Raw genomic sequence first — 19,908 nt, forward strand, 5'->3', positions numbered from 1 at the left:
GCCAATTATTGCTGGTTAGGCCCATCCTTTAGTTTTTCATTTTGCTGATGCCGGTCGAAATCTCTTATATTTTTCTTTTCAAAATTTTTTTGCAGCGCTTCAGTCAGATCCACACCCGTTTGATTAGCCAGGCAAATTAATACCCATAAAACATCAGCCATTTCATCGGCCATATTCCTGTTCTTATCACTATCCTTGAATGATTGATCACCATATTGACGGGCCATAATGCGGGCCAGCTCCCCTACTTCCTCTGTTAAGATGGCCATGTTGGTCAATTCGCTGAAGTAACGAACGCCAACTGTTTTGATCCATTGATCGACTTGTTGCTGCGCATTTTGAATAGTCATAACAATATTTTTTGATAATTTTTGCAATATAGCATGATTGTTGCCGTTATAGACCTCCCTAAACCAAGCCGTACCTGCTGGGAACAGAATTGATTTCCTAACCCATTAGTTAGTGTTCTATGATACAAACCTTTTTCTGTAAGAGCATGGCTTTTTTGGCGATCGTATGTATTGCTTTGGGATCGCAAGCACAAACCTCAGGGTCGGCGATACCAGCTAAATCAACTGAAAATTTCGCAAGGCCCTACCGCATTCTCACATCGGGCAAACAAATAACGATCAAAAGCTCCAGGACAATTAAAAGTGTAATGGTATGGTCATCCGGCGGCAACCGGGTTCATGAACAAAGGGATATTAATGCCGCATTATATAACTTCCGCATAACAGTCAATGAAAAAATATTTTTTATCCGTGTACAGCTAGAAGATGGGAATACTTATTCGGAAAAGATTGGTGTGCAATAAATAAATAACACGAATTATAAACGAATTACACGAAAGCATCTCAAAATACAACTCTCTTATAAGTCAGTGATTTTTCTCCAAAATTGACGATAATACCCGGTTTAATTCCTGAAGCTTTTAAATAATTGATAGTTTGATAAACAAAGGGATTAACGATAATTGGAGCCGCTTTTACTTCGAGGATGATAGAATCAAATACAACAAAATCAGCAAAGTACTTTCGGGGCAAAATTTTTCCCTTATAGGCTATCGTAAATGGCTTTTCTCTTTGATGGGGAATCTCAAGTTCGGTAAATTCTATTCCTAAAGCATCCTTGTAAACTATTTCTTTAAACCCATTCCAAGTTCGCGATGCACTTCCATGCAAGCACCTACAATCTTATAAGACTCTTCTTTTAAAAAAATCTCTGTCATGTTTCGTGTAATTCACTAAAATTTGTGTCAGAAGTTATTCTTTATTTTTAGTATCAATTACGATCGTCACAGGTCCATCGTTTAATAATTCCACTTTCATATCAGCACCAAATTCCCCGGTCTCAACGGGTTTGCCCAGATCTTTCGACAGTTGCTTTTTCATTTCTTCATACAGAGGTATTGCAATTTCCGGCTTGCTGGCTTTAATATAGGAAGGACGGTTCCCTTTCTTCGTACTCGCATGCAATGTAAACTGGCTTACCAATAATATCTCCCCGCTTATATCTTTCAGTGAGATATTCATCACCCCATTTTCATCATTAAAAATGCGAAGGTTTACAATTTTTCCGCTTAGCCATTCTATGTCTTCAACAGTATCGGCATCTTCTATTCCCAATAAGACAAGAAGACCATAACCTATATGTGAATGAACAGATCCATTGACCGTTACGCTGGCCCTTGAAACCCGTTGAATGACTGCTTTCATCGTATCTTTATCCTTTTCGCAAATGTATTGACTATTGACTATTGACTATTGTATGATCGACCTGGCAAAAGAAATAACGCTCCAAACAACAAGAAGCGGCGGCAAAGGCGGACAAAATGTAAATAAGGTGGAGACTGCAGTGATTGCTTCCTTTAAAGTTGACGATTCGCAAATATTATCCGGCGAGCAAAAGATCTTACTAAAAGATAAATTATCAAACAGAATCACCGGCGATGGCTATTTGCAAGTCAAAGCACAAACTCATCGCACCCAATTGGCCAATAAAGAAGAGGCCATTGAAAAAATCAATAAACTGGTCAATGCGGCGCTAATAAAAAAGAAAATTCGCATTGCAACAAAAATCAGTAAAGCAGCAAAAGAAAAAAGAATAGATTCTAAAAAAAGACAGGCAGAAATTAAATCCGGTCGTAAAAAATTCAGGTCGGGTGATTTTTAACTAATACCAGTTATTAAAAAGATAGTGTGAAAAAAACTTTCCTGGCTATACTGCTTCTCGGTATTTCAGTCGTTGCACTCTCTTACAGTTTGGGTTCATGCCGTAAAAATGACAACACTAACAATGTGACACTACTTGACCAGGAAGTTCCCCAAGGCTTTCCCAGTCCGGTTTACACATTTACCGATAATCCATTGACCAAAGAGGGCTTTGAGCTCGGTCGCAAATTGTTTTACGATGGCCGGCTTTCGGTAGACGGCGCCCACCCATGCTCATCCTGTCACCAGCAAATTGCTGCCTTCGGAACCTATGAGCATGACCGAAGCCATGGCGTCAACAATTCGCATACGTTGCGCAATGCACCTGTTTTATTCAACCTGGCATGGCAGGATAAATTTCACTGGGATGGAGAATTCAATTCTTTGTATGATGAGGCTGCACAACCCATCAATGGGCATATTGAAATGGGGGAAACATTTAATGGAGTGATCGATAAACTCCAAAAAGATGCTGATTACAGGAAGCGATTCCGCCAGGTTTTTCATTCGGAATTTATTAGGCCGGAATTTATTTTAAAAGCCCTGGCCCAATTTACCGGCAGCATGGTTTCAGCTAATTCAAAATATGACCGCTATAAAAAAGGAACAGCCAGCTTTTCTGCAGAGGAAGAAAAAGGCTATCAATTATTCCAGGTCCACTGTAATAGCTGTCATAAAGAACCTTTATTTACTGACTACTACTTTCGGAATATTGGCTTGCCGGTAGATAATTTTTTAAGTGATTACGGAAGGATGCGCATTACTAAGAAGCCTGCCGATTCGTTAAAATTCAAGACCCCAACCTTGCGAAATGTTTATATTTCTTCTAACTATATGCATGATGGACGCTTCAACACCTTAGCGCAATGCATTAACCACTACCGAACCGGTGTCCAGCAGAGTGCAACTTTAGATGTTTCATTGACCAATGGTATCCAGCTTACTGATGCCGAAGCTATCAACCTGGCACTTTTTCTAAGAACACTGACCGATTCCTCACTCCTGAACAATAATAGATTCAGCAAACCCTGAATTAACTATATCTCTGTCCGTCTTTTACTCTTTAATCCATCCAGGGCTGACCGCTGTGTTTCTATATATTTCTGCTGCTTTTCGATATCCTCGGTATTTTTTTTCAATTTCTTTTCAAGATCGGCTTTTTCATCCTGCAAGTCCTTGAACTTCTTTTCTGCTTTTACCACCTCATTATCCTGGGCCTTTATCTGGAGTTCCAGGCTGGCTTCCTCTATTTCCGGCGTCAGACCATTCACAAACCCTTTTGCTTTACCGACACTGTAGGCATCCATCGAAGACAAGGCGTTTTCGCCATCTTTTTGCATGATGATATAAAGGGTCGTTTCATCTTTTTCCCGCCTGCTTTTGCGATCTGTTTTTACAATATAATCCATCCTTGAATCACTGATCTCGGGAATCAGCGCATTTTTGAATACAATAAAACCTTTATCCTTATTAAACATTCCTTTCTCTTCTTTGGCCTTAAAACCCATCTTTTCAATTTTTTGAACGATTGCGTTTTCGACAGCTTCCTGCGTATAGGCATAGTCAATCGCAATTGCCTGTTGCTTTTTTTTACCATACTCAATACTGCTTTCATAAGATTGAGCAAATACAGTCACGGAGGAACTAATACAAATGCTTGTAATAAGTAAAAGACTTTTCATGTGTTTATTTTGTTACTATTGTTAAGTTCTGTGGAGTTTTGGTTGTTTTCAGAGGTTTGTCAATATCAGTTGGATGGCATGAACCTATTTCATGTGTTTTATTTTTCGATAGTACGACAATTTTCAAAACAAGTACCCTTGCCGGCTTATCATATTAACTATTTTTTACAAAGATAGAAGAAACTAAAAATGGTTGCAGGGAGTAAACAACAACAGTGATACAGATATTGGTTTTTTGTGCAACGACCAGTTACTTTTGTCAAAAATCTGATTCTTGAGTGGAATAAAAAAACTGGCAGGGCAAACATTATGGTATGGCGTTCCTACTATAGCAAGGCGTTTTCTTGGTTATATTATGAACCTGACCTTACCGCTCATTTTTGCCCAGCCCGCCACAACAGCTGACCTTACGCAGATCTATGCCATCATTCCGTTTTTAAATGTATTATTTACCTACGGCCTTGAAACGGCTTATTTTCGTTTTTCCCGCGATGAAGAGCAAAAGAATTTATACAGCACCTTATCCCTGTCGCTGTTAGGTTCTACCCTTTTCTTTACGGCGCTATTATTCATCTTCAAGGACTCCATTGCTGGCTGGGCCAATCTTGATGAACATTCGGAATATGTAAACTGGATGGCGGCCATTATTTTTTTTGACGCCATCAGCACCCTGGCTTTTGCGAGGTTGCGACAGGAGAACCGGCCAAAACGTTATGCATTTGCTACCCTCGCCGGTGTACTTTTAAACATACTGGTCGTTGTCCTGTTCCTCGCTATCATTCCAAAATATGTTCAAAACAACCCGCATAGTTTTTTAGGAACGTTTTATGATAAGAATATTGGTATTGGTTATTACCTGCTGGGTAATCTTGCCGGCAGCATACTTACCTTTCTTATTCTCAGAAAGGAATTTTCGCAAATACAGTTTCGCTTCGATGGTTCTCTTTGGAAAAAAGTGATGGAATATGCCTACCCGCTGGTAATTGTTGGCATGGGCGGAATGGTAAATGATATGCTGAGCCGGCTGATTTACCAGCATGTGGTTGACCTGCCGGAAGAACAAGCCAAACATGAGCTGGGTATTTTTGGAAATATTTACCGCCTGGCAGTTCTGATCACTATCATGATACAGGCCTTCCGAATGGCTGCCGAACCATTCTTTTTCAGCCAAAGCAAAGACGAAAATGCGCCCCGTACCTATGCCCGCATCATGAAATTTTTTGTGATCGCCTGCTGTTGCATGTTTCTTTTTATCAGCCTTTATATAGATGTATTTGCCTGGTTTTTCGAGGCAATCGACAAACCCGCCTGGGTGGAGGGATTAAATGTGGTGCCCTTACTTGCCCTCGGCAATGTTTTTCTTGGCATTTACTATAACCTCAGTATTTGGTATAAGCTTACCAATAAAAACATGACCGGTGCTGTCATTACTTTTGGCGGCGCGGCGATCACTATTGTTTTAAACATCTTGCTGATACCACGTTATCATTATCTGGGAGCAGCTATTGCCACTTTTTGTTGTTACCTGTTTATGATGATAACCAGTTACCTGCTGGGTCAAAAATATTACCCGGTTCCTTATGCCCGCAAAAAACTCATTTCCTATCTCGTTCTGACGGTGATCATCTATGCATTGCACCGCGGTCTCGTAAGTTTATGGCCCAATCATTGGTTCAATCTTATTATGGCCAGTACCTTGTTAGTATTATTCGGACTGTTTGTAGCCAAAGTGGAAAGAAGAGAGCTGGAAAGAATACCCTTTATCGGTAAATTGGTGATGAAAATCTGATGCTCACACAGGAAGAAATAAAAAAGAAATTAGGCGCCTATGCTGCCGGACTTGTTCCCGCCAATTCCATTATAGGCCTTGGAACAGGATCTACTGTACTTTGGTTGATAAAGGAATTGGCTGATCGTATTCAACAAGGTCTTGAAATAAAAATCGTACCTACTTCTTCTTCTACCAAAACGCTGGCCCTGCAGCATGGGATTGACATTGTTGAACTGAATGATATTGATACCCTGGCAATCACCATTGATGGCGCCGACGAAATTGATCGTTCTTCCAATATGATTAAAGGTGGCGGTGGTGCTTTGTTACAGGAAAAGTTGGTGGCAGCAGCATCGGACAAGCTGGTCATCATTGCAGATGAAAGCAAATGGGTGAATCAGCTGGGCCGCTTTCCATTACCTGTTGAAGTAATGCCGATCGGCTGGAAGCAGGTGAAGAAAAAAATCACCGCGATGGGATGCAGCAATATCGTGTTGAGGGGAAAAAATAATGTTCCTTACGTTACTGATAATGGACATTATATCCTGGATTGCCATTTTGAAAAGATCAATGATGCTGCTGCGCTCAATATAGCCTTACATCTCCTTCCCGGCGTTGTAGAGACAGGCCTTTTTGTCAATATGGCCGATACGGTTATTATTGGCGACGCCAATGGAAATATTGCAGTCAAAACAAAATAGGAGCCGTTAATACAGTTTCACAAACGGGTTGTTCATCTTTTCAAAACCAACTGTTGTCACCGTTCCATGACCTGAATACACCTTTGTTTCGTCGGGGAGAGTGAACAATTTTGTTTGAATACTATTGATCAACGTATCGTAGTCCCCGCCCGGCAAATCAGTTCTGCCGATACTGCCGTTAAATAATACATCCCCGCCGATTACAAAACCACCGGCTTCATGATAGAAAGAAACGCTGCCCGGTGAATGGCCGGGGGTAAATAGTATCTCCAGTTCTTCATCACCTAATGTAATTTTGGTTCCTTCTTTTATATAAGTCAGCGGTCCCCGGTAATTTTCAAATGGCAGTTGCCAGCGTAGTCCTGACTCGGGTCCCCTGTCCAAAACAGGTTTTTCTTTTTCATGAATATGCAGCACGAGCCCCCAGGTTTCATGCACGAACTTATTACCAAAAATGTGATCAAGGTGACAGTGCGTATTCAAAAGCAAAACTGGCCGCAACCCGGCTTTTTCGATCTCCGCTTTCAGTTTCTCCTTCTCTGCCGAAAAATAACAGCCCGGGTCTATAATGCAGCACTCCTTGTTTTCGTTATACAGAACATAGGTATTTTCCTGGACGGGATTAAATGTAAATGTTTTAAGGCTTAACATGACTAGTTTTTAATTCATTTCCCAAATCCATTCCCCTCTCAGCCACCGGATTTACCGTTCCAAAATTTTCATGTTCCTTATCGAGCCAAATGAAAATTTTGTCATATACGATTCGTACTTTTAGATATGAACCTGAATCCGGTAAATTTGTGATTTGGAACAGGTTAATAATCACAGCGAAGATAATTCAGAATTCAACTATGCCGGCTGGCAACACCCGATGAAAAAACAACGATTTATCAGTACAAGAAACAGCAAAGATTTTATGAGTAAAGTATCACGCCTGATCGCTTGTCTTTTTATTCTTACCTCAACAATAACCCATGCACAGGTCAATACTGTAGAGTTTGGCAAAAACCGGGTTCAATACCAAAAGTTCAAATGGAAATACTATCAAACCGAAAACTTTAATACTTATTTCAGCCAGGATGGCCTGGGACTTGGTAAATACGTTGCCCAAATAGCCGAAACAGAGTTGCCCAGCATTGAAGAGTTTGTAGAATATGGCTTACAACGCCGCATCAATATCGTAGCCTATAATAATTTTGATGAAATGCAGCAATCCAACATTGGATTGGGTATCGATTGGCAAAATACCGGCGGTATCACCAAACTGGTGAACAATAAAATGTTGGTTTATTTTGATGGCAATCATGATAACCTGCGCCGCCAGATTCGCCAGGGGCTTGCACAGGTATTAGTGGAAAATCAGTTGTTTGGCGATGACCTGGGCGAATTTGCCGCTAACCAGGCATTATTGGACCTTCCAAAATGGCTAACCGATGGCTATATCGAATATGCCGGTGAAAACTGGTCGCCAAAGCTGGATGATGATCTTCGTTCGATTATGCTGACTGGTAAATACTCCAACTTTTACCAGTTCGCTTTTGAAAAGCCAAATCTTGCCGGCCATTCATTTTGGAAATACATTGCTGATAAATATGGTAAAAACAAAGTCACGTATTTCTTTTACCTGAGCCGCATCTACCGAAATCTCAATAGTGCTTCACAAAAAATAACCAAGAAAAAATTTAAAGAGGTCCTCAAGGATTTTATGGTGGAGGTACCACAACAATATTATAAAGACATTCGCGGCCGACGCAATGCGCCAAAGGGCCAGCTGGGAGTAAGTGAAGTGATCGGTAAAAAAGATTTTATCCGTTTTAATGCCAATCCCAACCCTAGAAGTTTCACTTATGCTGTTGTAGAATTTCACCAGGGAAAATATTCAGTAGTACTGATGGAAAATTTTGTAAATAAAAAAGTACTGCTGAAATATGGTGTACGTCAGAAGGGTGATGAAATAAATCCAAATTATCCCATTCTTGCCTGGGATGGTAAAGGCACCAGGCTGGCGGTGGTTTATAGTTCGGAAGGCAAGCTTCACATGTTTGTGTACGATGTTATCAACAGGATCAAGGTGGTGAAACAGGATTTACCCATGTTTAACCAGATCCAGGATATGAAGTATATGCTGGATGCCAATACACTTATTTTTAGCGGTATCCGAAGCGGTCAAACTGATATTTATGTTTATAAAATAGACAGCCAGTCTTTTGACCAGATCACTAACGATGTGTATGATGACCTGGATCCTTCATTTGTTGCCTTTCCCAACAAGACTGGTATTATTTACTCGAGCAATCGTCCCTCTGCCACAGCAGCAACCAGTGATGACTCATTGCCGGGAAAACGATTTAATATTTTCCTGGTTGATAACTGGAATAAATCAGAGTTCAAACAGATTTCACAGCTCACCGCTCTCAACCATGGTAATGCCCGGTATCCGTCTCAATACAACTCATCACACTTCACTTTTATTAGTGATGAGAACGGCGTCAATAACCGCTATGCGGGATTTTTCCGTACTGAAAGAGCGGGGTTGGATACATTAGTTTTTATCGGTGATGAAGTATTGCGTAATCCTCCTTTGGCGGAAGTGGATAGCCTGCTCAAAGAATGGGATAAGACGGATATTGATTCCGTCGGCTATGTTTCTCTTACCAACGATTCATCTTATGTTTTCCCGCTGACCAATTATCAAAGCAGTATGCTGGAAACAAGAACTGCCGGTGATAACCAGCAAGTGAGTGAAGTGGTAAAACTGGGTGATGTAAAATTACTTTACCGGTTGAAGGTTGATGAGAATGCATTACGTCGTCGTAATATCAATGCCCGGCCTACAGAGTATATGAAGCAGGTAATTGATGAGGAAAAAAGAAGCCGCAACAAACTGTCTCCTCAACAGGAGGGTAAAAAACCTGATGAAGCAAAACAGGATGATTTTTTCCAAAGTGAATTTGACAATGAGAAAAAAGATAGCGCCCAGATTGGCCGTGTAGTGGAAGCTACAGAAATCACAGAGCCAACCATACTCCGGAAAGCCAAATTGTATGAATACAGACCGCCTAAATTCTTTGCTGATTATGCAGTTACCGGCTTTAACAACTCTGTTTTAGCGGTGAATAAGTTTCAAACGTATAATGGTGGTAACGGACCTATATATCTTTCCAATGGAGGGGATTTTAATGGGCTTATACGTATGGGAACATCTGACCTCATGGAAGATGTGAAATTTACCGGCGGTATCCGTATTGCTCCAAACCTAAGAGACAATGACGTATTATTTTCTTTTCAAAACCAGAGAAAGCGTTTTGACTGGGGAGCTTTGTATTACAGGAGCAGCAACGAGATTTTTGCAACCTTACTTTATAACAATTCACCTGTATCGGGCACTGCCAAACAATTTGCCAGTTACTACCTGGCCACATTAAAATATCCGTTTGACAGGATCAGGAGTTTAAGGGCAACCCTGGGCCCACGCTTTGAAAGAGTAGTAATGAGTGCAACAAATTCTCAAACGATTAAAGTACCGGATTATAAAAAAACATACGGCCAGTTTAGCCTTGAATATGTGTACGACAATACGATAAACCCTGCTACTAATATCTGGCATGGCTTACGTTACAAAATATTTACAGATTGGTTTACCGAGATCACTAAGTCGAATGCTGATGGCAAGTTCATGTTCAATGCAGGATTTGATGCCCGCCATTACCTGCCTATCTATCGCAACCTGATTTGGGCCGTTCGTGCCGGCGGTGATTTTTCTTTTGGTGATCAAAAAGTCATTTATTACCTCGGTGGCGTCGACAACTGGTTCTCACCTAAATTTAATCCTGAACCCAGGCCCGATGATAATATCAATTATTATGCTTACCAGTCACTGGCGGTAAATCTTCGTGGATTCAAACAAAATCTTTCGAATGGTAATAACGCCGTTGTTGTTAATAGCGAGATCAGGGTTCCGGTATTTTCCACCTTTTTTAATAAGCCGATCAATAATGCTTTCCTGCGCAATTTTCAACTCGTACAATTCTTTGACATTGGTACAGCGTGGGCCGGAAGTGTGAAAGATATTCAACGGCCGCAAAGTGTGTATTCCAATCCCAATGATCCCAATAATCCCTTTACCGTTAGGATAAAAGCCGGCGGTATTGGTCCTTTCGCCGGTGGTTATGGGTTTGGAGCCAGGAGTACATTACTCGGTTATTTCATCAGGGTAGATGCAGCCTGGGAAATGAATGGTTTTTTCAGGAATAAACCTATGTGGTATTTTGCAATGGGTGTTGACTTCTAAACTCAGAATCCCGGAATTTTTTATAATTAAAATCCCTCCAATACGGAGGGATTTTTTGTGTCCACAAGATGCGGATGAGCGAAAAACCAACAGTCAACCTTCATCTATTACCATTGAATCTTTTTCGAAAAGTGCATAATAACCGCCAGGGTAAGAAACAATCCGATACTTCCCAGCAACAAGGAATAATCCTGCAATTGCAGTATCGAGAAAATATAGGAATACATCAGCACCAGCACCACTCCCAACACCGTAGTGAGCTTTGTTGACTGTAACAGACCTTTTACAAACCAGGCTATCAATCCTACTGTTGCTGCTGAGGCAATAATATATGCCGTGTTAAAACCTGTATATTCTGAAATAGACAACAACAATGTATAAAAAAGAATAAGTGCCAACCCAATTAACCCATACTGGAAAGGGTGAACCGATCTTTTATTGACGGTTTCAATGATGAAGAAAGCGGCAAAAGTGAGCAGGATACAAAGAATCGCATACTTCACCGATCGCATCGTTTTCTGGTAGCCGTTTACAGGGATAAAAAGGTCGGCGCCAAATGAAGCATTTTGCAAATTGTAAGTATTTTCTTTCCAGGCTTGCGGGAAAGTTCTGGTATGCGCCAGGCTTTTCCAGGTGGCGACAAATCCACTGTCAGTAATTTGATGGTCCGGTAATTGACCGCCTGTAAAACTTGGATCAGGCCAGGTGGAAGATAGCCTGACAGTTGTCTCTTTTCCTACGGGTGTAAATAATAATTGCTCGGAGCCGTTGATAGCAATCGATGAAGAAAAACGAATTTCTTTGTCAGGCGCCACGGCTACAGGCGCCACAAAACCTTCCTTCATCACACCATTATTAACAGCAGATGGATTTAAAGTAACCACCGAATCATTCCAGCTGAGTTTTATTTCTTCTTTTAATCCTTTACTGTCGCCCAGTTCCATGCATATGTAGGCTTCATTCCACAAGACTACCGAAGGATCGATCTTCAATTGCTGCAGCGGAGCTACATTAAACTTACCACTCATCTTCACCAGCGATGAATAAAGCATGACCTGGAAGATACCGCGATGCCTTTCTTCCGGTTTTACCGACGACTCAATGATCAAATTATCCGGCAACACATAAGCCAGTTTTTTTAAAACAGTTGTCTGGCCTTTGTCTCCTGTTACTGTTTCCGCATACGGCAACACGAGTACAGGCCCGGTGATGTTTTGCCGGCCGGCCCACTTGCTGCTTACTTCCTTAAATGCCTCCTGCTGTCTTGCTTCTCTTTCACTGATTATATTCTGTACAAAGAACGAAGGTATCAGCAGAAGCAATATTAATCCACCGATCGGTAACCCTTTAATGAGTACTTTACTTTTTTGCCAAATAGTATTGGCGACAATAGTGTCCATGTTTAAATTGATTTATGATTTTGATTAAAATTTTCGCTTAATTTTTTAAGGGTTGTATAGAGCAATAACAAGAAGATTGCATATACGGTGATCATCCCCCATTCCATTCTATTTTTGATGGGATGAAAGATTACTTCAAACATTTCGCTGAATAAAGAAAACGGTTGCGCAACTATATCCCATGAGTTAAAGCGCAGATACCGGCCGATATAAATGCCAAAAGCATTTAACCACATTACAACAACCAGCATCGTTGATGAAAAATCTCTTCCCCATGCAGCTTCAATAATTTTTTCCAGTGTTCTTACAGAAAGAATCCCAAGCAGTAAACCATTCCACGCAAACGAGAATAACAACAGCAGGTCAAACCATTTTGGAGCTGAGTCGAATGTATCAAGATGAAAAAGATCAGTGATAATATAAAAAGAGTTAGGAATGAAAACCAGCCAGCCGAGAATTATTATTACCAGCTTTGGTTTGCTTTTCCACAGCGGGGATTGACCGCTTAACCACTGGGTGATACCATAGGGAACAAAAGCGAGAAATAGATTCCACAACAGGAAGGCATACGTAATAAGACCTGTTACAGCCGCCCTTCCAATTAACAGTAAACAACTAAAGCCACAGGAGATCAACAGCAGATCCTGTATTGTCAATGTTGTCAACGTTTTCTTTGCTGAAAAATATTTTGGAAACATGTTAAAAGAATTTTGGAATAAATACAATGAGACCGGTGATGGCAGCAATTATCGCGGATACTAACACCGCTCCTGCTGCGAGGTCCTTAATAAAGGCCACCTGGGTATGATAGGCCGGCGAAATAAAATCCATTACCCGTTCAATGACGGTATTAAACATTTCAGCTACCCATACAAAGCCCGTGACAATGATCAGGGCAAGCAACTCAAACCCTGAGATGCCGAAGTAAACCGAACTGGTAAATACGGCAATCGTCGCCACCAGGTGGATCCATGCGTTGGGTTCCTGTTGAAAAAACTTTAGTATTCCCCTGGCGGCAAAGCCAAAGCTGTTCAGTCTTGATCTGAAAGAAATTGTTCCCTGTTTCATCATGCTGAAGTTTTATCGGCGATCCATTTCCACCAAAAGGCTGTGCAAGTGGGGTAGACGAACATTTTATAGAGATCATCAGTTACGGAATGTCCATTTCTGAGTATAGCGATGCAAACCGTAAGCATAAAGATGATTGCACCCAGGGTAATTAACATTCCCATGGCATGTATAGGCAGGTAAAACCAGCCGGCTCTTTTAAACCAGATTTGTTTCATGATTATCAATTTGGGCGGTGTAAATAAATTTATTGAATTGAGGATATCGTATAAGGACAGAGAATGCTGCAGCAAATGTTCCAGGCAATGAGTACAATAACAAATCGCTTTCGAACGAGTCAAGAATTATCAAAAGGATCAGAAATTCAACAAACGCAAGGAATGGCGCAAGAAACAACCATATTATAAATTTCAAATCATCACTGATTGCAGTTGAACCGATAATCAGCTTTACACTAAACCATCCAAGAAACAAACATGGAATTGATATAAAAAGTGACATTAAAAAAACATATCCGGCAAGTGTAAAAATTTCCGTATTGATAGGACCAGTAAATCCAGCTTTTATTATTCCAAAAGTTATAAAGAATATTGGATGCAATAAATTTGATAAGAGCCAGGTATTAAATATGTGATTGAACATAAAAGTGTATTTGATTTTAGGCGATTGCGGGAAAAGGAGATTTATTGATGGTTTCGTTCTCTGGTTTCACTTTTGACAAAATGGCTTCGAGCAAAGGAAGCATCTTGTTAAGGCCTCTTGTTTTAATCATAAAATTCCACAAGGGTTCAAATTTTTTCCAGCCACCGGCATAAGCAAAGTGTTTGACAGTGTGTTTAAACTCTTCGTGCTGCCAGCTTGCCTTCCATATGTTTGACCAGCTATAAAAAGATTGGTATGCCCAGTCATAACCTGCTTTTAATTCTTCAGCAGACAAGCCTTTTGTTTTATAAACAACATGCCGTGTATCATACAAACTCCAGTTATCATGCAACACCCTTCCTTGCTGTTTCATGGATTGGTAAAGTCTTGTTCCGGGATAAGGAGTAAGAATATGGTAGGTTGATGTAGTAAGTCCCTGCCTTACACCCCAATCAACGGTTCGTTTAAAAACATCTTTGTCATCGTCATCAAGTCCAAAGACAAAACTGCCATTGATCATTATGCCCAGCGAGTGAAGCCGTTGAATTGCTTCCCTGTAATCTTTGCCCATGTTTTGTTTCTTATTACTCTGCGAAAGATTGCTATTACTCAGCGTTTCAAAACCAATAAAGACGCTCCGCAGCCCGGCTTCGGCAGCCTTTTCAATCAAATCACCTCTTAAAATAGCGTCGACGGTTGATGCACCCTGGAATACCCGGTTCATACCTCTCATCCCCTCAAACAAAGCCGCAGAAAATTTTTGATTACCCAGTAAATGATCATCTAAAAAATAAAGATGTTTACCGGGCAGCCTGTTGATTTCATTTAAGGCCTCATCAACCCTTTGGGTATAAAATGATTTTCCTCCCTCAAAAAAGGCATCCTTATAACAGAAGTCACAATGATGGGGACAACCTCTTGAAACCACAATAGAATTAGGTACGAGGTATAAATTTCTTTTTATAAGATCACGCCTTATAGGAGGTATGTTAATAATATCACGGATGCCATTTCTATAAATCTGTTTCGCAACCCCGGCTTTAAAATCTTTTAAGAATTGAGGAAAAGTATCTTCGCCTGGGCCAATAAAAATAGAGTCGGCGTGCAATAAAGCTTCTTCAGGAAGTGAACTGACATGCAGGCCACCCAGGCAAACATATTTTCCATTTTTTCGGTAGTGATCGGCTAATTCATATGCCCTAAAAGCATTTGTTATATAAACCTGTATCACTACAATGTCAAGATCATCATCTGTGTTTATTTCTTCAATATGCTCATCCTGTAATTCAACTTCATCATCAGGCGAACAATAAGCAGCCAATGTTGCCAACCCAAGCGGAGGAAACAAAGAATACTTTATAGGTCGCCAATAAGGGCTCTTTGCTTCCATTAAGGCCGGAAGTATCATTTTAATTTTCATTCGCAAAATTTTTATGGCTCATTTCATATCAGATGTATTTCCCTGGTCATTAAAAAACACTTACCAGCAGTTTTCTCCAATCATATAAAGCGTGAGGACAGCCAAAAGACTCAGACTAAAAGCAATTACCAGCAGTGGAAACCATTTTTTTATCACCGTAAAATGAAAAAGAAATTCTTCTTTGGTAAACTGCCAATCGATCTTCAATACCTGGAAAACCGTTAACAAAAAAGCGACAATTGGCCCAAAGAGAATAAGTAAATTGATGTTCCAGCCTAATGTTTCTTTGATCCCCATTCTCTCGAGGAAAGGAGCCACTGAATCAAATGGGGAATTGATACCCAACTCGTATTTCAAAACTGAAATGGTAATGAAATACGCTGCAGGCAGAGCCAGCAAAAAGGAAAGAGCAGTGACTGCATTTTGTTTTATATACTGTTTCATGTGCATATTTTTTATTTTTTTTTGCCACATGGTCCGACAAGTCGGGATTCATCGGTGATTGATATATTATACCTCGAAAATTTTATGACTCATTTCATACAACTTGATTTTGTGTAATGAAATTTTCCACTTGTTTTATTTTGGCGAGGCAGATACTTAAGGGTATCAGCCCGATTACCCCGAAGGAACAATCAATCAATCGCCAGCCAATGGGGATGCCGCGGAAGTATCCTGCAACAAAACCATACGGAATGATGAGCAGGCAGGCGATCATCGCGAACTCAACCACCCATTTATTTTTTACCGGATCCTTTAGCGGGCCGATAAAAAGAATTGCCAATACGAAATGAGCAAAGGCCAGCCAATCATACCCATAACTCAAAAAAGGATAGTGCCTGTTTGTATGGACAATGGCCAAATAAACTTTCTCTATCCAGGCACCCAGGCGGGTTTGGGATGATATGCAGCGGGAAAGAAATTGCAGTTCCGTTTCGAGAGGAATCGCAGTCAGACCGCTTAAAAACAGGCTGACCATAAAGAAGATGATCCAGCCGCGAATTTGTTTTAGTTTGTTATTCATTTTAAAAAGCACTTTGTATTTCAAAGTATAAAGACAAAAAAAATTATTTTACTCCCTTGATCATATTTTCTAATGCCGTGATGTGATCGGTAAAAGCTTTTTCCCCACTCTTTGTAACCGAATAAGTTGTATTCGTCTTTCGACCGATAAATCCCTTGTGCACCTTGAGATACCCATTTTCCTCCAGGCTCACCAAATGCGTTGCCAGGTTACCATCGGTTACTTCCAGCATTTGCTTAAGGTCATTAAAACTGATTTCATCATTGACCATAAGAATGCTCATCACACCTAACCGGATGCGGTTGTCAAACACTTTATTTAGTCCTGTTATCGGATTTTTCAAACTACTCTTTTTAAAGCATTACACTTTTTACACCCCGCTCATATTTCCACCACATAACAACGCCATACACAATATGCAAAATACCAAAACCAAAAGCCCAGAAAAATAAACCATTCCTGATCCAAAACATATTGATCAATCCAACAACGATCTCGCAATAACCCAGGTAACGGACATCTGTGAGGGTATATTTACTGGCATTAACAAGGGCTAGTCCGTAAAACAAAAGACAAGCCGGTGCTACAAAACGCCACTCATTGTGCTGGAGCATACCCAGTATAAAAAGCCCGCCAGCCACCAGGGGAATAGACATATTCCAAAAAAGTCTTTTGGAAACGGGATTCCAGAGAGAGTGACCATCCTGGTTTGTTTTTTTCCACGTAAAATAAAATGCAGAAAAAAAAGCAGCCGCAAAAATAGCGATGGCTAACACAATCAACTGAAGTTTCAGTGTTCTGAAATCTCCTGCCTGAAAATAGCCCCGTTCGTTGTAATCTATGTAATACCCATCGAATATTACATATCTCGCAATGGCTGCGCCGATCAAAGCAAAAAGGCCCGCAGCCACGCCGCTCAGGCCGCTTAACGAAATAAACCTGCTGGACCGTTCCATCAGCTTGCGGATATCCTTTACATCTTGCAAACTATCGGTTGGTTGGTTGTGATTGCTCATAAAAAGCACTTTGAAATACAAAGTAAATATTTCCTTTTTTATTTTCCAAATAGTTTCTGTCAAAATGGTGACACATATTACCAATTACCCTTTCGCGGCTCGTCTCCAGTCAATACCTTTGTACTTTATGAGTTTGCGAAGTCCCTATATCCCCTTATACCTTTTTTTCCTTTTCTTTATTGTCATAAATGATATTGCTGCACAAAGCAAGAGGATCAGTGGTGTAGTTAAAGATTCCCATAGCGAAGAGGGTGTGCCCTTTGCTTCCGTGGCCTTTCAAAATACCACGGTTGGCCAGCTTACCGACTCTGCAGGTAGATTTTCCTTCAGGCTGGAAACCTGGCCGGCTGATACACTCGTCATTACCTGTGTTGGTTACCAGCCATTTTTATTTCCGATCGATAAAAACAAGGACTCCATACTGCTTAATGTTCCGTTGGAAAGAGGAACATTTAACGAAGGTGTAAAAGTAAAAACCAAAGTAAACAAAGGGCTTTTACTTTGGCGAAAGATCGTCCAGCATAAACCTTCCAACGATCGCTATCGCTTTTCCAATTTCTCCTACGAACTATATAATAAGCTGGAACTGGATATCAAAAATGTCAATTTCGGCAAGATCACAAAATTTAAACCGTTGCGGGCTGTTGGTGAACTGATCAATCAAAACCTGGATAGTTCGGAAGGAATAAAATACCTCCCTACTTATTTAACCGAAGCACTTTCTAACTACTATTACCAGAAAAAACCACTCAAACGCCGCGAGGTCATAAAAGCTGCCAATACAAATGGAGTAAAGAATGAAAGTATTATTAAGTTCCTGGGCGGCATGGATCAAAATGTAAACATCTATAACAATTTCATTACTGTATTTGACAAACAATTTATAAGTCCTGCCAGTGACAATGGCGACTTGTACTACAACTACCGGGTGACGGATACCCAACAGGTAAATAATAACCGATTTTATCATCTTGTATTTGTTCCAAGACGCAAAGGCACCAATACATTTGAAGGCGATTGCTGGGTACATGCGGGCACTTTCGCTGTTCAAAAGATGAACCTTCGGTTGGGTAAAGAGGCCAATGTAAATTTTGTTGAAAACCTCAGCCTGATACAGGAATATAAACTCATCAATGATTCGACCTGGTTTTTGTCAAAAGATAAATTTGTGGCAGATGTAACTCCAATTGGTAAAAACAATCCGGGTTTTATAGGCAGAAAGACAACTACCTATCGTGATATTGTGGTGAATGATGCTTCCGTTGTTGCAGCGCTGAATGAAAATAAGGTGATGGAGGAAATTATCACACTTCCTGATGCAAGTGCGAAGGACAAAACGTATTGGAATGAAACCAGGCATGAAGAACTGACGAAAACCGAAGCAGGCATTATAAAGATGATCGACACGTTGCTGAATGCACCCACTTTCCAGCGGCTGGCACGACAGATCAATTTTATTGCAACAGGTTATTTGAATGTCGGCAACTTTCAATTGGGCCCCTGGTATAATTGGGTGACGGCCAATTCATGGGAAGGATTACGGTTACGCTTTGACTTTGGTACCAACAAAAAATTTGATAAGCATTGGTGGTATCACTGGTACCTGGCTTATGGATTCGGTGATAAAAAATTTAAAGGCAAGGCGGAATTATTTTATTTGCCCAACAAACATCCGCGTCGTTACTGGTATGGATCTTATACTAATGACCTGGATTATGGCCAAAACTATTACGGTGAAGTTTCATCGGACAATATATTTGCCCTCGCCATACGCAAACAAAATGTGCCGGTAAAATTCATGAAGGTGGAAGAAAAGCGGTTTGAGTTTTTTAATGAACACCGCTTTGGTTTATCCGAACTGATAGCGGTCACACACAAAGGCTTCACACCCTTAAGAAATATCCCGGTAAAAGATTCCTTCCCTACCTATAACGGCCGCTCTCCACTTAAGACATTCGAAGTGTCGCTTCGTCTTCGCTTTGCTTACCTGGAGAAATTTTTAGAGAATCAATTTTTCCGAACGAGTTTGGGAAGCCCCTATCCTATTGGTGAAATTTACATTTCCCGAGGTATTTCCGGTATATTAAAAAGCAATTATAATTACACCAAATTATCCGGCAGTATTTCTGATTATATAAAAATCCCCCCCTTTGGAAATATTTCTTTCCAGCTATATGGAGGAAAAACATTTGGGACATTACCTTATGTTTTATTGGATATCGCCCCTGGCAATGAATTGTATTATTACAACAAGTATGCATTTAACATGATGAACAAATATGAATTCATCCATGATAAATTCGCCGGAATCAACTTCGAACACAATGTTGGGAATGGCATTTTCCGTTTGTTTCCCAAATTAAAATTTCGCCAGTTCTATACTATTAAAACATTATGGGGAAGTTTGTCCGATGCAAACAAGGCGCTGAATTTCAAAGAAGGAAATACCTTTCAAACATTGGATGGCAAAACGTATATGGAAATAGGAACCGGTGTAGACAATATTCTGAAAGTAATAAGAGTTGATTTTATCTGGCGTGTATTACCCAATTCATTACCCAATGGAACAACAAAGAAGTTTGGAGTGTTTGGAAGTTTCAGGTTGAGTTTTTGAGTGTTTGAAGTTTGCGATTCGAAGTTTGAAGTCTGAAGTTAAAATCGAAAGATAATCTACTTCATGTAC

The 19,908-nt window shown here is 40.4% G+C and carries 21 protein-coding genes; 7 read left to right on the forward strand and 14 right to left on the reverse strand.

The annotated features are described in order from the left end of the window. Positions 1 to 5: 5 nt before the first annotated feature. Positions 6 to 350, reverse strand: coding sequence for a nucleotide pyrophosphohydrolase (locus ACFEL9_RS23140; protein ID WP_385895008.1), 345 nt, complete (start codon positions 348 to 350; stop codon positions 6 to 8). A gap of 146 nt (positions 351 to 496) precedes the next feature. On the opposite strand from ACFEL9_RS23140, the gene ACFEL9_RS23145 reads away from it, so the two are divergent. Then, positions 497 to 814 (forward strand): DUF8694 domain-containing protein, encoded by a 318-nt coding sequence (locus ACFEL9_RS23145; protein WP_385895010.1) that lies wholly within the window; start codon positions 497 to 499, stop codon positions 812 to 814. Positions 815 to 854: 40 nt separating this feature from the next. On the opposite strand, the gene ACFEL9_RS23150 is transcribed toward ACFEL9_RS23145, so the two are convergent. Both ACFEL9_RS23150 and dtd read right to left on the reverse strand, forming a co-directional pair. Next, positions 855 to 1,181, reverse strand: a complete 327-nt coding sequence (locus tag ACFEL9_RS23150; RefSeq protein ID WP_385895012.1) for a GxxExxY protein — start codon at positions 1,179 to 1,181, stop codon at positions 855 to 857. A gap of 81 nt (positions 1,182 to 1,262) precedes the next feature. Next, positions 1,263 to 1,715 carry a D-aminoacyl-tRNA deacylase gene (dtd, locus tag ACFEL9_RS23155; RefSeq protein WP_385895013.1) on the reverse strand — a complete coding sequence of 151 codons (453 nt, stop codon included), beginning with the start codon at positions 1,713 to 1,715 and terminating at the stop codon, positions 1,263 to 1,265. A 34-nt stretch (positions 1,716 to 1,749) separates the two neighbouring features. Between dtd and arfB the strand changes: the two genes are divergently transcribed. Together arfB and ACFEL9_RS23165 are read left to right on the forward strand one after the other, a co-directional pair. Then, positions 1,750 to 2,172 (forward strand): alternative ribosome rescue aminoacyl-tRNA hydrolase ArfB, encoded by a 423-nt coding sequence (gene arfB / locus ACFEL9_RS23160; protein ID WP_385895015.1) that lies wholly within the window; start codon positions 1,750 to 1,752, stop codon positions 2,170 to 2,172. 26 nt (positions 2,173 to 2,198) lie between these two features. Beyond that, positions 2,199 to 3,242: a cytochrome-c peroxidase gene (locus tag ACFEL9_RS23165; protein WP_385895017.1), complete on the forward strand. Its 1,044-nt coding sequence runs from the start codon at positions 2,199 to 2,201 to the stop codon at positions 3,240 to 3,242. Positions 3,243 to 3,247: 5 nt separating this feature from the next. Here ACFEL9_RS23165 and ACFEL9_RS23170 read toward each other — a convergent pair whose 3' ends face one another. Next, positions 3,248 to 3,892 carry a hypothetical protein gene (locus tag ACFEL9_RS23170; protein ID WP_385895019.1) on the reverse strand — a complete coding sequence of 215 codons (645 nt, stop codon included), beginning with the start codon at positions 3,890 to 3,892 and terminating at the stop codon, positions 3,248 to 3,250. 274 nt (positions 3,893 to 4,166) lie between these two features. On the opposite strand from ACFEL9_RS23170, the gene ACFEL9_RS23175 reads away from it, so the two are divergent. Both ACFEL9_RS23175 and rpiA read left to right on the forward strand, forming a co-directional pair. Continuing rightward, positions 4,167 to 5,681, forward strand: coding sequence for a lipopolysaccharide biosynthesis protein (locus ACFEL9_RS23175; protein ID WP_385895020.1), 1,515 nt, complete (start codon positions 4,167 to 4,169; stop codon positions 5,679 to 5,681). Further along, the gene (gene rpiA, locus ACFEL9_RS23180) at positions 5,681 to 6,364 is read left to right on the forward strand and encodes a ribose-5-phosphate isomerase RpiA (protein ID WP_385895022.1); all 684 of its coding nucleotides are present in this window, start codon (positions 5,681 to 5,683) and stop codon (positions 6,362 to 6,364) included. The genes ACFEL9_RS23175 and rpiA overlap by 1 nt, the downstream gene beginning before the upstream one ends. Before the next feature lie 6 nt (positions 6,365 to 6,370). Here rpiA and ACFEL9_RS23185 read toward each other — a convergent pair whose 3' ends face one another. Further along, positions 6,371 to 7,015 (reverse strand): MBL fold metallo-hydrolase, encoded by a 645-nt coding sequence (locus ACFEL9_RS23185; RefSeq protein ID WP_385895024.1) that lies wholly within the window; start codon positions 7,013 to 7,015, stop codon positions 6,371 to 6,373. A 154-nt stretch (positions 7,016 to 7,169) separates the two neighbouring features. On the opposite strand from ACFEL9_RS23185, the gene ACFEL9_RS23190 reads away from it, so the two are divergent. Next, positions 7,170 to 10,655, forward strand: coding sequence for a hypothetical protein (locus ACFEL9_RS23190; RefSeq protein WP_385895025.1), 3,486 nt, complete (start codon positions 7,170 to 7,172; stop codon positions 10,653 to 10,655). A 107-nt stretch (positions 10,656 to 10,762) separates the two neighbouring features. On the opposite strand, the gene creD is transcribed toward ACFEL9_RS23190, so the two are convergent. The 9 genes from creD to ACFEL9_RS23235 all read right to left on the reverse strand — a co-directional run bounded on the left by creD (position 10,763) and on the right by ACFEL9_RS23235 (position 17,225). Further along, the gene (gene creD, locus ACFEL9_RS23195) at positions 10,763 to 12,055 is read right to left on the reverse strand and encodes a cell envelope integrity protein CreD (protein WP_385895027.1); all 1,293 of its coding nucleotides are present in this window, start codon (positions 12,053 to 12,055) and stop codon (positions 10,763 to 10,765) included. 2 nt (positions 12,056 to 12,057) lie between these two features. Beyond that, positions 12,058 to 12,753, reverse strand: coding sequence for a DUF1361 domain-containing protein (locus ACFEL9_RS23200; protein WP_385895029.1), 696 nt, complete (start codon positions 12,751 to 12,753; stop codon positions 12,058 to 12,060). Position 12,754: 1 nt separating this feature from the next. Then, positions 12,755 to 13,123, reverse strand: a complete 369-nt coding sequence (locus ACFEL9_RS23205) for a diacylglycerol kinase family protein (protein ID WP_385895030.1) — start codon at positions 13,121 to 13,123, stop codon at positions 12,755 to 12,757. Continuing rightward, positions 13,123 to 13,341: a hypothetical protein gene (locus ACFEL9_RS23210; RefSeq protein ID WP_385895032.1), complete on the reverse strand. Its 219-nt coding sequence runs from the start codon at positions 13,339 to 13,341 to the stop codon at positions 13,123 to 13,125. Before ACFEL9_RS23210 ends, ACFEL9_RS23205 begins: the two co-directional genes overlap by 1 nt. A gap of 440 nt (positions 13,342 to 13,781) precedes the next feature. Further along, entirely contained in the window at positions 13,782 to 15,185 is a 1,404-nt protein-coding gene (locus ACFEL9_RS23215; RefSeq protein WP_385895034.1) for a B12-binding domain-containing radical SAM protein, read from the reverse strand. A gap of 60 nt (positions 15,186 to 15,245) precedes the next feature. Continuing rightward, positions 15,246 to 15,629 carry a hypothetical protein gene (locus tag ACFEL9_RS23220; RefSeq protein WP_385895035.1) on the reverse strand — a complete coding sequence of 128 codons (384 nt, stop codon included), beginning with the start codon at positions 15,627 to 15,629 and terminating at the stop codon, positions 15,246 to 15,248. Between the two features lie 94 nt (positions 15,630 to 15,723). Next, positions 15,724 to 16,209, reverse strand: coding sequence for a hypothetical protein (locus ACFEL9_RS23225; RefSeq protein ID WP_385895037.1), 486 nt, complete (start codon positions 16,207 to 16,209; stop codon positions 15,724 to 15,726). Positions 16,210 to 16,252: 43 nt separating this feature from the next. After that, on the reverse strand, positions 16,253 to 16,552 hold the full coding sequence (locus ACFEL9_RS23230) for a winged helix-turn-helix domain-containing protein (protein ID WP_276499982.1): 300 nt from the start codon (positions 16,550 to 16,552) through the stop codon (positions 16,253 to 16,255). 10 nt (positions 16,553 to 16,562) lie between these two features. Beyond that, positions 16,563 to 17,225, reverse strand: coding sequence for a hypothetical protein (locus ACFEL9_RS23235; protein ID WP_385895038.1), 663 nt, complete (start codon positions 17,223 to 17,225; stop codon positions 16,563 to 16,565). Positions 17,226 to 17,352: 127 nt separating this feature from the next. Between ACFEL9_RS23235 and ACFEL9_RS23240 the strand changes: the two genes are divergently transcribed. Beyond that, a complete protein-coding gene (locus tag ACFEL9_RS23240; RefSeq protein ID WP_385895040.1) occupies positions 17,353 to 19,839 on the forward strand; it encodes a DUF5686 family protein in 2,487 nt (828 codons plus the stop codon). Positions 19,840 to 19,908 lie beyond the last annotated feature (69 nt).

This window comes from Terrimonas alba (assembly GCF_042434975.1).
Taxonomy (GTDB): Bacteria; Bacteroidota; Bacteroidia; order Chitinophagales; family Chitinophagaceae; genus Terrimonas_B; species Terrimonas_B alba.

Excerpts from the sequence above, each read along its gene's own strand:
- ACFEL9_RS23140 (WP_385895008.1), bottom strand. The coding sequence starts at position 350 with ATGACTATTCAAAATGCGCAGCAACAAGTCGATCAATGGATCAAAACA.
- ACFEL9_RS23145 (WP_385895010.1), top strand. The coding sequence starts at position 497 with ATGGCTTTTTTGGCGATCGTATGTATTGCTTTGGGATCGCAAGCACAA.
- dtd (WP_385895013.1), bottom strand. The coding sequence starts at position 1,715 with ATGAAAGCAGTCATTCAACGGGTTTCAAGGGCCAGCGTAACGGTCAAT.
- ACFEL9_RS23170 (WP_385895019.1), bottom strand. The coding sequence starts at position 3,892 with ATGAAAAGTCTTTTACTTATTACAAGCATTTGTATTAGTTCCTCCGTG.
- rpiA (WP_385895022.1), top strand. The coding sequence starts at position 5,681 with ATGCTCACACAGGAAGAAATAAAAAAGAAATTAGGCGCCTATGCTGCC.
- ACFEL9_RS23185 (WP_385895024.1), bottom strand. The coding sequence starts at position 7,015 with ATGTTAAGCCTTAAAACATTTACATTTAATCCCGTCCAGGAAAATACC.
- creD (WP_385895027.1), bottom strand. The coding sequence starts at position 12,055 with ATGGACACTATTGTCGCCAATACTATTTGGCAAAAAAGTAAAGTACTC.
- ACFEL9_RS23200 (WP_385895029.1), bottom strand. The coding sequence starts at position 12,753 with ATGTTTCCAAAATATTTTTCAGCAAAGAAAACGTTGACAACATTGACA.
- ACFEL9_RS23205 (WP_385895030.1), bottom strand. The coding sequence starts at position 13,123 with ATGAAACAGGGAACAATTTCTTTCAGATCAAGACTGAACAGCTTTGGC.
- ACFEL9_RS23210 (WP_385895032.1), bottom strand. The coding sequence starts at position 13,341 with ATGAAACAAATCTGGTTTAAAAGAGCCGGCTGGTTTTACCTGCCTATA.
- ACFEL9_RS23215 (WP_385895034.1), bottom strand. The coding sequence starts at position 15,185 with ATGAAAATTAAAATGATACTTCCGGCCTTAATGGAAGCAAAGAGCCCT.
- ACFEL9_RS23220 (WP_385895035.1), bottom strand. The coding sequence starts at position 15,629 with ATGAAACAGTATATAAAACAAAATGCAGTCACTGCTCTTTCCTTTTTG.
- ACFEL9_RS23225 (WP_385895037.1), bottom strand. The coding sequence starts at position 16,209 with ATGAATAACAAACTAAAACAAATTCGCGGCTGGATCATCTTCTTTATG.
- ACFEL9_RS23235 (WP_385895038.1), bottom strand. The coding sequence starts at position 17,225 with ATGAGCAATCACAACCAACCAACCGATAGTTTGCAAGATGTAAAGGAT.
- ACFEL9_RS23240 (WP_385895040.1), top strand. The coding sequence starts at position 17,353 with ATGAGTTTGCGAAGTCCCTATATCCCCTTATACCTTTTTTTCCTTTTC.